This is a genomic window from Ectopseudomonas composti (assembly GCF_001567565.1).
GTDB classification, from domain to species: domain Bacteria; phylum Pseudomonadota; class Gammaproteobacteria; order Pseudomonadales; family Pseudomonadaceae; genus Aquipseudomonas; species Aquipseudomonas composti_A.
This window is the reverse complement of sequence record NZ_LSSW01000029.1, coordinates 326,505-339,724: the sequence shown is the minus strand read 5'-3', so window position 1 is coordinate 339,724 and position 13,220 is coordinate 326,505. Positions and strand designations below refer to the sequence as shown.

The following is a 13,220-nucleotide window of genomic DNA, read 5'->3' as shown; positions in this document are numbered from 1 at the left end:
TCTTTCTCCTCAGGCCGCAACCGCTTATTCGAACCAATGGGCTCGGGCGGCCATGATCAGCTTGCCGGCACGCTCTTCGTCGATGCCGTCGATGTCGAGCAGGTCGTCAATCGACTGCTCGGCCAGGTCTTCACGGGTAATCACGCCGCGCAACGCGAGCTCAAGAGCCAGCGCCTTGTCCATGCCTTCCAGTTCCAGCAAATCATCTGCCGGATGGGCATCGGCCAACTTCTCCTCGTTGGCGATCGCCTTGGTCAGCAGACGATCCTTGGCCCGTGCACGCAGCTCATTAACGATCTCCTCGTCAAAGCCATCGATGCTGAGCATTTCTTCCATGGGTACGTAGGCAATCTCTTCGAGACTGGTGAAACCCTCTTCGACCAGGACTTGAGCCAGTTCTTCGTCGACTTCCAGCTCATCGATGAAGGACTGCATGATGTCGCCGGTTTCTGCCTGTTGCTTGGCCTGGATATCCGCCTCGGTCATCACGTTCAGGGTCCAGCCGGTCAGCTGACTGGCAAGACGCACGTTCTGACCGCCGCGGCCAATGGCCTGGGCAAGGTTGTCTTCGCCAACGGCGATGTCCATGGCATGGGCATCCTCGTCGACAATGATCGCGGCCACTTCTGCCGGCGACATGGCATTGATCACGAACTGCGCCGGGTTGTCGTCCCACAGCACGATATCAACGCGTTCACCACCGAGCTCACCGGAAACGGCTTGTACGCGGGAACCGCGCATACCGATGCAGGCGCCCTGCGGGTCAATACGCTTGTCCTTGGAGCGCACGGCGATCTTGGCGCGCGAACCCGGATCACGGGAGGCGGCCTTGACGTCGATCAGCCCTTCGGCAATTTCCGGTACTTCGATGCGGAACAGCTCGATCAGCATTTCCGGCGCGGTACGCGACAGGATCAGCTGCGGGCCGCGGTTCTCGGTACGAATTTCCTTGAGCAGGGCACGCAGACGCACGCCGACGCGGAAGGTTTCGCGCGGGATGATGTCTTCGCGAGCCAGCAGTGCCTCGGCGTTGTTACCCAGGTCGACGATGACGCTGTCACGGGTGACCTTCTTCACGGTGCCGGAGATGATCTCTCCCAGGCGCTCGCGGTAGGCGTCGACAACCTGAGCACGCTCGGCCTCGCGCACTTTCTGCACGATGACCTGTTTGGCGGTTTGCGCGGCGATGCGGCCGAACTCGATGGAGTCGACCTTCTCTTCGAGCACGTCACCGATCTTGGCGTTGGCCTCGACGGCCTGAGGCATGTCATCGGTCAGCTGATAGGCCGGATCTTCGAACTCGGACTCGTCGACCACCGTCCAGCGGCGGAAGGTTTCGTAACTACCGTTCTGACGATTGATCGATACACGCAGATCGACTTCGTCCTCGAAACGCTTCTTGGTGGCAGTCGCCAGAGCCAGCTCCAGCGCCTCGAAAATCACGCCGGCCGGTACACCCTTTTCGTTGGATACCGACTCAACAACCAGCAGTACTTCTTTGCTCATCGTACGCCTCGCCTTTCGCAATCCATTGGTTCTGCGCAATCCGCATCACGTTCACGCCATGGGCGCTACATTCGTGCGTTACCGCGCTACCCTCGCGTCATCTGTGTCGCCCACGCTGCGCCAACACTTGGCTGTCCAGCAGCGACGCAGAATGCGCATATCAATCAAATCGGGGGATGATGTTGGCCTTGTCGATCAGGTCGATCGGCAACAGATACTCGTGGTCATCCACCTGAACTACCACGTCCTGCTCCTCCACACCGCGAAGGAGGCCCTGGAAGTTACGACGCCCGTCGAAAGGCGAACGCAGCTTGATCTTCACCTGCTCACCGGCATGCGCCGCAAATTGTTCGAGCGTGAACAACGGGCGATCCATGCCAGGAGAAGAAACTTCAAGCGTGTACTCCGAGGTAATCGGGTCCTCGACATCGAGCACACCACTGAGCTGACGGCTGACGATTTCGCAATCTTCGATCAGGATGCCATCGGCTTTATCGATATAGACACGCAGTAGCGAATGACGCCCCTGCGACAGGAACTCGATGCCCCAACATTGATAACCGAGCGCCTCGATTACCGGGGCCAACAAGGCCTGCAACTGTTCTAGCTTGCTCGACACTTAACGGCCCTCGTGCATGCTGTGCAAATAAAAAATGGGCGAAACGCCCATCCCTTCAATCCGCTGCAACCACCAACGGACACTGTCTTTCAGCTAACAAAAAGCCCCTGAAAAGGGGCCTGCTGAAACTGGTTGCGGGGGCAGGATTTGAACCTACGACCTTCGGGTTATGAGCCCGACGAGCTACCAGACTGCTCCACCCCGCGTCAAAGCTGGGCCGGAATTATACGGCCACCCCCTGGCGAGGGTCAACCAAACACTCCAGCAACAAGAAAGCCCGCGAACAGCGGGCTTTCTTGAGTATGGTACCGAGGAGGGGACTCGAACCCCTACAGCCTATGGCCACTACCACCTCAAGGTAGCGTGTCTACCAATTCCACCACCTCGGCAAAACTGTTACTGCTCTGGAGCCTCCGGCACATCCGAAGTATCGGACGCTGGAGCTTGCTCTTCGAGCACCGGCACGTCTTCGGCGGCCGGTTTTTGTTGAACTTCCAGAACCGCTGGGTCTGGCAGACCAACCTGAGTCAGTGCATCAGCTTTTTCTTTAGCAAAGAACGCTAAGCCCAAGCTAGTAATGAAAAAACCGGCTGCGAGTATACCAGTAAACTTACTCAGAAAGGTAGAGGAACCTTGGCTTCCGAATACGGTTGCAGAAGCACCCGAACCGAACGACGCACCCGCGTCAGCACCCTTGCCTTGCTGCAGCAGCACCAGCACTACAATCCCGATCGCACCCAGCAGGTGCAGAACAACAATGACTGTTTCCAGCATTCTTCAGTTTCCTGCAGCGCGACAGATCGCACCGAATTCATCCGCATTCAGAGAAGCTCCACCTACGAGCCCCCCATCGATATCCCGCATACCGAACAACTCGGCTGCACTGGCGGCCTTTACACTGCCGCCATAAAGAATTCTCAACTGACTCGCGACATCAGCATCCAGCTGCGCAACCTGCGCACGGATGGCTGCATGCACTTCCTGAGCCTGCTCAGGCGTAGCGGTCAACCCGGTGCCGATGGCCCATACAGGCTCATAAGCAACTACGGCATTGTTCAGCGCATCGACACCCAGGGCATCGACCACCGCGGCCAACTGGCCACCCACCACACCCAGCGTTGCATTCGCCTCACGCTGCTCACGGGTTTCACCAACGCAGAGCACGGGAGTCAAGCCCGCCGCCTGCACTGCCGCAAACTTGCGCACGACCACTTCGTCATCTTCACCCAGAATCAGGCGACGCTCGGAGTGACCAACCAGCACCAGCTCGCAACCACCATCGACCAACTGACTGACTGCCAGCTCACCGGTCAAGGCACCCTGCTCTACCTGTGCCGCACAATCCTGAGCTCCAACTTCCACTGCTTTGCCGCTCAGGCCTTCAACAACCTGAGCGATATGCAGACTGGAGGGAAACACCGCAACATCGACGTCAGCCGGCAAATCCTGCTGACGCAGCCCTTCGATCAGTTCTGCGACGCTGTCGCGGGTACCGTGCATTTTCCAGTTACCGGCGACTAAGGGGCGACGCATGTTTTACCTCGTCGATCAAAGAGGGCGCAGATGTTACCCAAGAGCACCCTCGGTAGCAAGCGCAATCAAGCACAGACTTCGGCAACAATCTTAGCCAATTCATCGGCATAGCCGCGAACCGTAGTTTCCTCGTCACCTTCGACCATTACTCGCACCAGCGGCTCGGTACCCGACTTACGCAGCAGCACGCGACCACGCCCCGCCATGCTCTCGGTAACCCGCGCGCAGGCCTCCTTGACCGAGGGGTGCTCAAGCGGATCGAGGGCACCGGAAAACCGCACATTGACCAGCACCTGAGGACATTTCTTCAGATCGCTGCGCGCCTCGACCAGACTCTGATCACGCCGCTTGAGCGCCATCAGCACCTGCAGAGCGGCAATGATGGCATCACCGGTGGTGGTGTGCTGGAAGCAAACAAGGTGCCCCGAGTTCTCGCCACCGAGTTGCCAGTTGCGCCCCAGCAGCTCGGCAATCACGTAGCGATCACCGACATTGGCCCGCACGAACGGAATGTTCAAATCAGCCAGGGCCAGCTCGAGCCCCAGGTTGCTCATCAGCGTGCCGACCACACCGCCACGCAAGCGCCCGCGCTCCTGCAGGTCACGAGCGATGATGAACAGCAGCTCGTCACCGTCGACCACCGCGCCGTACTGATCGACCATCAGCACGCGATCAGCATCGCCATCGAAGGCGATGCCCAGATCAGCCTGCTGCGCGACCACCTCGGCCTGCAGCGCGGCGAGGTGCGTAGAGCCACAACCGTCATTGATGTTGAGCCCATCAGGCTGCGCCGAAATGACTCGCACCTCGGCACCCAGCTCACGAAACACACTCGGCGCGACCTTGTAAGCGGCACCGTGGGCGCAATCGAGAACGACCTTCAGCCCCTTGAAGCTGGTACCACTGGGTACGCTGCCTTTGCAGAACTCGATATAACGCCCGGACGCATCGTTGATTCGCGAAGCCTTGCCAATACCGGCAGACTCCACCACGGTCATCGGCTGATCGAGCAACTCTTCGATCATCAGCTCGACATCGTCGGGCAGCTTGGTGCCCTCACTGGAGAAAAACTTGATGCCGTTATCGTCGTGAGGATTGTGCGAGGCGCTGATGACGATGCCGGCATCGGCCTGGAAGGTCCGCGTCAGATAGGCGATGGCCGGTGTCGGCATCGGCCCGAGCAACTGCACGTCAGCCCCGGCCGCAGCCAAACCCGCCTCCAGTGCGGACTCGAACATGTAGCCGGAGATGCGCGTGTCCTTGCCGATCAGGATGCGGCACTTGCCCTGCTTGCGAAACGCCATGCCAGCGGCCCAGCCAAGCTTGAGCATGAAGTCCGGAGTAATGGGGAACTGACCGACGCGCCCGCGAATGCCGTCGGTACCGAAGTATTTTCTAGCCATGACGCTTTCCTTGTTATTGCACTGCTTCAACCGCAGCGATCATGCGCACCACATCCACCGTTTCGGCGACGTCATGCACACGCAGAATATGTGCACCCTTGGTCAATGCCAGGGCTGCCAGAGCCAGGCTGCCGTAAAGGCGCCCGCCAACTTCGTGACCAAGCACCTTACCGATCATGCTCTTGCGCGATACACCAACCAGCAAGGGCCGCCCAAGTGCGGACAGCTCGGCCATCCGCTTGAACAGGGCCAGATTGTGCTCCAGGGTCTTGGCAAATCCAAAGCCCGGATCGAGCACGATCCGCTCGGCGGCAATACCAGCCGTCGCGCATGCACTCATGCGTTCGACGAGGAAGTCGTGCACTTCGCTGACGATATCCGGGTACTGAGGGTTGTCCTGCATGTTGCCCGGCTCACCGCGCATGTGCATCAGGCACACCGGTAGGCCACTGTCGGCAGCAGCATCGAGAGCGCCGTCACGCTGCAACGAACGCACGTCGTTGATCAGCCCAGCCCCCAGCCTTGCACTCTCGCGCATGACCGCAGGCGTCGAGGTGTCCACCGAGATGATCACATCCAGATTGCCCGCGATGGCTTCCACCATCGGCGCAACTCGCTCCAACTCCTCGGTCGGCGAAACTGCACGAGCGCCTGGGCGAGTGGACTCCCCTCCAACATCGATCAGCGTCGCGCCAGCGGCGACCATCTGCTCGGCATGACGCAACGCCGCGTCACGAGCCGTGAAGCGTCCGCCATCGGAAAAGGAATCGGGGGTGACATTGAGGATGCCCATCACGTGCGGACGGGACAAATCAAGAAGCCGGCTGCCACAGGGCAGCCGGCTCGGGTATTGCGTATTGGACATAAGCGACCTTAGTGCTCGGCCGCCGGCCCACCGATGGGCTTCTCGGGAAGACTGGGTTCGTCGACCTTGGCTTGCGGCGCACCGGAGTCGTCGCCACCGCCCCAGCCACGCGGCTCACGGGGCTCGCGACCGCTCATGATGTCTTCGATCTGCTCAGCATCGATGGTTTCGTACTTCATCAGCGCTTCTGCCATGGCATCGAGCTTGCCGCGGTTTTCCACCAGCAGCTGCTTGGCGGTGGCGTAACATTCGTCGATGATGCGGCGCACTTCCTCGTCGATCTGCTTGGCAGTCTCGCCGGAAACATTGCTGTTCTGGCTACCCATGCTGCGACCGAGGAACACTTCACCCTCTTCTTCCGCGTACATCAACGGACCCAGCTTCTCCGACAAGCCCCACTTGGTGACCATGTTCTTGGCCAGCTGCGTGGCGCGCATGATGTCGTTCGAGGCGCCCGTGGTGACGCCATCGAAACCAAGGGTCATCTCCTCGGCGATACGCCCACCGAACAGCGAGCAGATCTGACTGATCAGGGCGCGCTTGCTGAGGCTGTAACGATCCTCTTCCGGCAGGAACATGGTCACACCCAAGGCACGACCACGCGGAATGATGGAGACCTTGTAGACCGGATCATGCTCGGGCACCAGGCGACCGACGATGGCGTGACCGGCCTCGTGGTAAGCGGTGTTGAGCTTCTCCTTGTCGGACATGACCATGGTCTTGCGCTCGGCACCCATCATGATCTTGTCCTTGGCCAGCTCGAACTCCTTCATTTCCACCAGGCGCTTGCCAGAGCGAGCGGCGAACAGAGATGCTTCGTTGACCAGGTTTGCCAGATCGGCACCGGAGAAACCCGGAGTACCGCGCGCGATGACAGCCGGATTGACGTCGTCACCCATCGGCACCTTGCGCATGTGCACCTTCAGAATCTGCTCGCGACCACGGATATCCGGCAGACCGACCACCACCTGGCGATCGAAACGACCAGGGCGCAGCAGCGCCGGGTCCAGTACGTCAGGACGGTTGGTGGCGGCAATGACGATGATGCCGTCATTCATTTCGAAGCCATCCATCTCAACCAGCAGCTGGTTGAGGGTCTGCTCGCGCTCGTCGTGACCGCCGCCCATGCCGGCGCCACGATGGCGACCAACGGCGTCGATCTCGTCGATGAAGATGATGCAGGGGGCGTGCTTCTTGGCCTGATCGAACATGTCGCGCACACGGCTGGCACCCACACCGACGAACATCTCGACGAAGTCGGAACCGGAAATGGTGAAGAACGGCACTTTCGCCTCACCGGCCACGGCCTTGGCCAGCAAGGTCTTACCGGTACCCGGCGAGCCAACCATCAGGACGCCACGCGGAATCCGGCCACCCAGACGCTGGAACTTGCCCGGATCACGCAGGAACTCGACCAGCTCGCTGACTTCTTCCTTGGCTTCGTCGCAACCGGCGACGTCGGCGAAGGTGGTCTTGACCTGGTCTTCTGAGAGCAAACGTGCCTTGGACTTGCCGAAGCTCATCGGCCCGCCCTTGCCTCCGGCACCGCCCTGCATCTGGCGCATGAAGAACATGAACACGGCGATGATCACCAGAATCGGGAAGCTTGCCACCAACAGCTGCGTCCAGATGCTCTGCTGTTCAGGCTGCTTGCCTTCGATGACCACGTTGTTGTCGATCAGGTCGCCGATCAGACCGCCATCCTGAATCGCCGGACGAATGGTCTTGAAGCCTTCGCCATCGGTGCGCTTACCGGTGATCACGTAACCGTCGACGGTGACGCGCTCGACGCGCCCCTCCTTCACCTGCTCGATGAATTGCGAGTAGCTCAGGGTCTGCGGCTCGCTCGGGCTGGAGAAGTTGTTCATCACGGTAACCAGCACCGCCGCGATGATCAGCCACAGGATCAGATTCTTTGCCATGTCGTTCAATTAGCTACCCTCTGAAGCAGGCCTCGTGGCGAAGCAGGCTTCCCATGACGACCAATGATATACCGACCTAACTTACACCAAACGCCCGCGTCCCGCAGGCACCGTCTGTAACCCTTTATGAGACCTTTGCCACTGAGACCGACGTGGCGGCCACCAGTTTCAACTCACGCCCCGCGGAAACCACGCGCCAGCAGATACTGCTCACGCGAGCGATCACGCGAAGACAGTGGCTTGCGCATCTGTACCTTGTCGAAGGTTTCACGCACCTGCTTGTGGTACGCATCGAAGCCTTCGCCCTGGAAAATCTTGATCAAAAAATCACCACCTGGACGCAAGACACGTCCGGCCAGGTCCAGCGCGAGCTCGCACAGGTACATCGCACGCGCCTGGTCAGCGGTTCTTACCCCACTCATATTGGGGGCCATATCGGAAATAACAAGGTCGACCGGATTTTCCCCGATGGCCTCGAGAAGCTGGGCGAACACCGCATCATCGGTAAAATCGCCTTGAATGAAGGTAACGTCGGGAATCGCGTCCATTTCCAGAATATCGGACGCGATCAAACGTCCCTTGTCACCAATCACTCGGCTGGTGACCTGCGACCATCCCCCCGGCGCAGCACCAAGATCGACCACGGTCATACCGGGGCGCAGGATGCGATCCTTCTCCTGGATTTCCAGCAACTTGTAGCTGGCGCGCGACCGATAGCCGTCCTTCTGCGCCATCTTCACGTAAGGATCGTCGAAATGTTCTTTCAGCCAACGCTGGCTGGTCTTGGAACGTGCCACTGAAACCTCGAACTCAACGGGTCATGAATAACTGCGCGGGCTCGGGTAAGATAGGCGCCGTTTTCCAGACCGAATTAGGTACTAACGATTATGCCGCTCACTCAAGAGCAGAAGAAACAATTCAAATCTATCGGCCACCACCTGAAACCTGTATTGATCGTGGCTGACAATGGTTTGACCGAAGGCGTGCTGGCCGAGCTGGACCGCGCCCTGAACGATCACGAACTGATCAAGGTACAGCTGCGCCTCAGCGAACGCGAAGATCGCCAGGCTGCCATCGTAGCCCTGTGCCAAAGCGGACGGGCCGAGCTGGTCCAGTCCATCGGCAAGGTCGCCCTGCTCTATCGCAAGAACCCCAAGCCGAATCGCAACCTGTCCAACGTGATTCGCTATCAGGGCTGACGACTGCGTGCAGCGCCTGCACTGTCGACGTCAGGCGCCGCGCGATTTACCTGGAACCGGTTGCAGCACCAGCAGCAGCCCGCAGAATGCCATCACCAAGTAGCTGAAGCGTAGCCAGTATTCGGCCTCGGGCCAGTACTGCAGGACCACGAAGTAACTCAGGGCCATGGCCGCAACGGTCAACAGCAACTGCCCACGCATATCACGCACCAGACTCGAAAGCCCGTCGCCGCGCAGCAAGGCAAACGCCTGCAGCGCTACGCACACGGCCGTCAGGCCGATCAGCAGTGGCACCAGCCGTTCGGCTATTTCCTGCGTCAGCAGAGGCGCCAGGCCGATCTGACCGATGGCCGGCAGAATGACGAATTGCAACAACCACAGACCGCCGACCCAGAGGGTCTGGGCCAGCTGCCAACTGACGGCAGCGGCCCGCGACGGTTGATGTGGTTTAGATGTGACGGACTTCGACAATCTCGTACTCGATCAGGCCACTGGGGGTTTGCACCGTCACCACATCACCTTCGCTCTTGCCCACCAGGGCACGAGCGATGGGCGAGCCAACGGAAATCTTGCCCTGCTTGATGTCGGCTTCGTCTTCACCGACGATCTGGTAGGTCACGCTCTCGTCGGTTTCGACATTGGCGATTTCCACAGTGGTGCCGAAAATTACCTTGCCGGTATGGGCAATGGTGGTGACGTCGATGATCACCGCATTCTGCAGGCGACCCTCGATATCACGCACACGTGCCTCGACCATGCCCTGTTCTTCACGGGCAGCATGGTATTCGGCGTTTTCCTTGAGGTCACCCAGCTCGCGAGCCTCGGCAATCGCCTGGCTCAGAGCGGGGCGACGCACCTTGGTCAGGTGCGCCAGCTCTTCTTCCAGGGCGCGAGCGCCCTGGACGGTCATTGGGTATTTATTCATGCCTTGATTCCTGCGTGCAGATCCTGCAGTCGGCGCACGGTCTTCTCGGGACCGAACTTGAGCGCCTCACAGACCGCCTGCCCCGCCGCGATGGTGGTGGTGCAGTAGATCTTGTGCTGCAGGGCGTTACGACGGATCGAGTAGGAGTCAGCGATGGACTGACGCCCCTCGGTGGTATTGATGATCAAGGTAACTTCGTCGTTCTTGATCATATCGACGACATGCGGACGACCTTCGGTCACCTTGTTCACCCGGCGTACCGGCAGACCGGCAGCCTCGATCACCTTGGCGGTGCCTGCGGTGGCGACCACCTCGAAGCCCAGCGCGACCAGATCGCGAGCGACCTGAACAGCTTCCGGCTTGTCGTCCTCGCGTACGCTGATGAAAGCGCAACCGGAGTTCGGCAGGATCTCGCTGGCACCCAGCTGCGCCTTGGCGAAGGCCTCGCCGAAGCTGTCACCGACACCCATCACCTCACCGGTGGACTTCATCTCTGGGCCGAGGATCGGGTCGACACCCGGGAACTTGGCGAAGGGGAACACCGCTTCCTTGACGCTGAAGAACGGCGGGATGATTTCCTTGGTGAAGCCCACTTCGGCCAGGGTCTTGCCGGCCATGACGCGCGCGGCCACCTTGGCCAGCGACTCGCCGATGCACTTGGAAACGAACGGCACGGTACGCGAGGCACGCGGGTTCACTTCGATGACGTAGATGTCCTCGCCCTGCACGGCCATCTGCACGTTCATCAGGCCGATCACGCCGAGTTCCAGGGCCATTTTCTTGACCTGCTCGCGGATCTCGTCCTGGATGTGTGCCGGCAGCGAGTATGGCGGCAGCGAGCAGGCGGAGTCACCGGAGTGCACGCCAGCCTGTTCGATATGCTGCATGATCGCACCGATGACCACGGTTTCGCCGTCGCTGACCGCGTCCACGTCCACTTCGATGGCGCAGTTGAGGAAGCGATCGAGCAGCACCGGGCTGTCGTTGGAGACCTTCACCGCTTCGCGCATGTAGCGCTTGAGCTCTTCTTCCTGGTAGACGATTTCCATCGCCCGTCCGCCCAGTACGTAGGACGGACGCACCACCATCGGGTAACCGATGCCCTTGGACAGCGCGAGGGCCTCGTCTTCGCTGCGCGCAGTGGCGTTGGCCGGCTGACGCAGGTTCAGGCGCTGCACCATCTGCTGGAAGCGCTCGCGGTCTTCGGCGCGGTCGATGGCCTCAGGGCTGGTGCCGATGATCGGCACGCCTGCTTCTTCCAGCGCGCGGCAGATCTTCAGCGGAGTCTGGCCGCCGTACTGGACGATGACGCCCTTGGGCTGCTCGACGCGGACGATTTCCAGCACGTCTTCCAGGGTCACCGGCTCGAAGTACAGACGATCGGAGGTGTCGTAATCGGTGGAGACGGTTTCCGGATTGCAGTTGACCATGATGGTCTCGAAACCGTCTTCACGCATGGCCAGCGCCGCGTGCACGCAGCAGTAGTCGAACTCGATGCCCTGACCGATACGGTTGGGGCCGCCACCGAGAATCATGATCTTGTCGCGGGTCGACGGATTGGCCTCGCACTCTTCCTCATAGGTCGAGTACATGTAGGCGGTGTCGGTGGCGAACTCGGCGGCGCAGGTGTCCACGCGCTTGTACACCGGCAGCACTTTCAGCTTGTGGCGGTGAGCGCGCAGGCTCTTCTCGGAAACGCCCAGCAGTTTGGCCAGACGCGCATCGGAGAAGCCCTTGCGCTTGAGCTTGAACATCAGGTCATAGTCGATGGAGGACAGACCCAGAGTCTGAACGGTCGCCTCGTCCTTGATCAGATCTTCGATCTGCACCAGGAACCACTCGTCGATGCGAGTCAGCTCGAACACCTCGGCGACGGTCTTGCCGGCACGGAAGGCATCGGCCACGTACCAGATGCGATCGGCGCTGGGTACGGTCAGCTCGCGGCGCAGGGTGCTTTCGGCTTCCGGGTCGTTCAGGTCGAGCTTCGGATCGAAGCCGGCAACGCCGACTTCCAGGCCACGCAGGGCTTTCTGCATCGACTCCTGGAAGGTGCGACCGATGGCCATGACCTCGCCCACGGACTTCATCTGGGTGGTCAGGCGCGCATCGGCCTTGGGGAATTTCTCGAAGGCGAAACGCGGAACCTTGGTCACCACGTAGTCGATGGCCGGCTCGAACGACGCCGGGGTACGACCACCAGTGATGTCGTTGGACAGCTCATCGAGGGTGTAGCCGACGGCCAGCTTGGCGGCGATCTTGGCGATCGGGAAGCCGGTGGCCTTGGAGGCCAGCGCCGAACTGCGCGATACGCGCGGGTTCATCTCGATCACGACCATGCGCCCGGTGTTCGGGCAGATGCCGAACTGCACGTTGGAGCCGCCGGTTTCCACACCGATCTCACGCAGTACCGCCAGAGAGGCGTTACGCAGAATCTGGTATTCCTTGTCGGTCAGGGTCTGTGCCGGTGCGACAGTGATCGAGTCACCGGTGTGCACGCCCATCGGATCGAAGTTCTCGATGGAGCAGACGATGATGCAGTTGTCCTTCTTGTCGCGGACCACCTCCATCTCGTATTCCTTCCAGCCGATCAGCGACTCGTCGATCAGCAGTTCGCTGGTCGGCGACAGATCGAGACCACGGGCGCAGATTTCTTCGAATTCTTCACGGTTGTAGGCAATGCCGCCGCCGGTGCCGCCCATGGTGAAGGACGGACGGATGATGCACGGGAAGCCGACCTTCTCCAGCACGCCGTAGGCGTCTTCCATGCTGTGGGCGATGCCGGATACCGGGCAGGCCAGGCCGATGTCCTTCATCGCCTTGTCGAAGCGCGAACGGTCTTCGGCCTTGTCGATGGTGTCGGCGTTGGCACCGATCATCTCGACGCCGAATTTCTCCAGCACGCCGTGGCGCTCCAGATCCAGCGCGCAGTTCAGCGCGGTCTGGCCGCCCATGGTCGGCAGCAGTGCATCCGGACGCTCCTTTTCGATGATCTTGGCCACGGTGGCCCACTTGATCGGTTCGATGTAGGTGGCGTCGGCCATGGCCGGGTCGGTCATGATGGTGGCCGGGTTGGAGTTCACCAGAATGACGCGGAAACCTTCTTCCTTCAGCGCCTTGCACGCCTGGGCACCGGAGTAGTCGAACTCGCAGGCCTGGCCGATGACGATGGGGCCGGCGCCGAGGATCAGGATGCTTTTGATGTCTGTACGTTTTGGCATTTTCTTACTCTCGAATCCTTGGGTCAGTCG

Annotated in this window: 12 protein-coding genes and 2 tRNA genes; 1 reads left to right on the top strand and 13 read right to left on the bottom strand. The window is 60.4% G+C overall.

Translation table 11 applies throughout. The annotated features are described in order from the left end of the window. Positions 1–24 precede the first annotated feature (24 nt). The 10 genes from nusA to rlmE all read right to left on the bottom strand — a co-directional run bounded on the left by nusA (position 25) and on the right by rlmE (position 8,645). The gene (gene nusA / locus PCLY_RS18095) at positions 25–1,506 is read right to left on the bottom strand and encodes a transcription termination factor NusA (RefSeq protein ID WP_061241002.1); all 1,482 of its coding nucleotides are present in this window, start codon (positions 1,504–1,506) and stop codon (positions 25–27) included. A 160-nt stretch (positions 1,507–1,666) separates the two neighbouring features. Further along, a complete protein-coding gene (gene rimP, locus PCLY_RS18090) occupies positions 1,667–2,125 on the bottom strand; it encodes a ribosome maturation factor RimP (protein WP_061241001.1) in 459 nt (152 codons plus the stop codon). A gap of 129 nt (positions 2,126–2,254) precedes the next feature. Then, positions 2,255–2,331: transfer RNA gene (locus PCLY_RS18085), tRNA-Met, on the bottom strand. Between the two features lie 97 nt (positions 2,332–2,428). After that, positions 2,429–2,514, bottom strand: a tRNA-Leu gene (locus PCLY_RS18080). A 7-nt stretch (positions 2,515–2,521) separates the two neighbouring features. After that, the gene (gene secG / locus PCLY_RS24570; RefSeq protein ID WP_082768103.1) at positions 2,522–2,899 is read right to left on the bottom strand and encodes a preprotein translocase subunit SecG; all 378 of its coding nucleotides are present in this window, start codon (positions 2,897–2,899) and stop codon (positions 2,522–2,524) included. Positions 2,900–2,902: 3 nt separating this feature from the next. Beyond that, positions 2,903–3,658: a triose-phosphate isomerase gene (gene tpiA / locus PCLY_RS24565; RefSeq protein ID WP_082768102.1), complete on the bottom strand. Its 756-nt coding sequence runs from the start codon at positions 3,656–3,658 to the stop codon at positions 2,903–2,905. Between the two features lie 65 nt (positions 3,659–3,723). Then, entirely contained in the window at positions 3,724–5,061 is a 1,338-nt protein-coding gene (gene glmM, locus PCLY_RS18070; RefSeq protein WP_061240999.1) for a phosphoglucosamine mutase, read from the bottom strand. 13 nt (positions 5,062–5,074) lie between these two features. Continuing rightward, complete coding sequence (folP, locus tag PCLY_RS18065; RefSeq protein WP_061240998.1) at positions 5,075–5,926, bottom strand: dihydropteroate synthase; 852 nt, start codon at positions 5,924–5,926, stop codon at positions 5,075–5,077. 8 nt (positions 5,927–5,934) lie between these two features. Next, positions 5,935–7,848: an ATP-dependent zinc metalloprotease FtsH gene (ftsH, locus tag PCLY_RS18060; protein ID WP_061240997.1), complete on the bottom strand. Its 1,914-nt coding sequence runs from the start codon at positions 7,846–7,848 to the stop codon at positions 5,935–5,937. Between the two features lie 173 nt (positions 7,849–8,021). Next, on the bottom strand, positions 8,022–8,645 hold the full coding sequence (gene rlmE, locus PCLY_RS18055; protein ID WP_061240996.1) for a 23S rRNA (uridine(2552)-2'-O)-methyltransferase RlmE: 624 nt from the start codon (positions 8,643–8,645) through the stop codon (positions 8,022–8,024). A gap of 90 nt (positions 8,646–8,735) precedes the next feature. On the opposite strand from rlmE, the gene yhbY reads away from it, so the two are divergent. Continuing rightward, on the top strand, positions 8,736–9,047 hold the full coding sequence (gene yhbY, locus PCLY_RS18050) for a ribosome assembly RNA-binding protein YhbY (protein WP_061240995.1): 312 nt from the start codon (positions 8,736–8,738) through the stop codon (positions 9,045–9,047). A gap of 30 nt (positions 9,048–9,077) precedes the next feature. On the opposite strand, the gene PCLY_RS18045 is transcribed toward yhbY, so the two are convergent. The 3 genes from PCLY_RS18045 to carB are packed head-to-tail and all read right to left on the bottom strand — an operon-like array spanning position 9,078 to position 13,190. After that, entirely contained in the window at positions 9,078–9,518 is a 441-nt protein-coding gene (locus tag PCLY_RS18045) for a hypothetical protein (protein WP_061240994.1), read from the bottom strand. After that, positions 9,496–9,972 (bottom strand): transcription elongation factor GreA, encoded by a 477-nt coding sequence (greA, locus tag PCLY_RS18040; RefSeq protein ID WP_061240993.1) that lies wholly within the window; start codon positions 9,970–9,972, stop codon positions 9,496–9,498. The genes PCLY_RS18045 and greA overlap by 23 nt, the downstream gene beginning before the upstream one ends. After that, on the bottom strand, positions 9,969–13,190 hold the full coding sequence (gene carB / locus PCLY_RS18035) for a carbamoyl-phosphate synthase large subunit (RefSeq protein WP_061240992.1): 3,222 nt from the start codon (positions 13,188–13,190) through the stop codon (positions 9,969–9,971). The genes greA and carB overlap by 4 nt, the downstream gene beginning before the upstream one ends. Positions 13,191–13,220: the final 30 nt, after the last annotated feature.

Coding starts and splice junctions, on each gene's coding strand:
- nusA (WP_061241002.1), bottom strand. CDS start 1,506: ATGAGCAAAGAAGTACTGCTGGTTGTTGAGTCGGTATCCAACGAAAAG.
- secG (WP_082768103.1), bottom strand. CDS start 2,899: ATGCTGGAAACAGTCATTGTTGTTCTGCACCTGCTGGGTGCGATCGGG.
- tpiA (WP_082768102.1), bottom strand. CDS start 3,658: ATGCGTCGCCCCTTAGTCGCCGGTAACTGGAAAATGCACGGTACCCGC.
- glmM (WP_061240999.1), bottom strand. CDS start 5,061: ATGGCTAGAAAATACTTCGGTACCGACGGCATTCGCGGGCGCGTCGGT.
- folP (WP_061240998.1), bottom strand. CDS start 5,926: ATGTCCAATACGCAATACCCGAGCCGGCTGCCCTGTGGCAGCCGGCTT.
- ftsH (WP_061240997.1), bottom strand. CDS start 7,848: ATGGCAAAGAATCTGATCCTGTGGCTGATCATCGCGGCGGTGCTGGTT.
- yhbY (WP_061240995.1), top strand. CDS start 8,736: ATGCCGCTCACTCAAGAGCAGAAGAAACAATTCAAATCTATCGGCCAC.
- greA (WP_061240993.1), bottom strand. CDS start 9,972: ATGAATAAATACCCAATGACCGTCCAGGGCGCTCGCGCCCTGGAAGAA.
- carB (WP_061240992.1), bottom strand. CDS start 13,190: ATGCCAAAACGTACAGACATCAAAAGCATCCTGATCCTCGGCGCCGGC.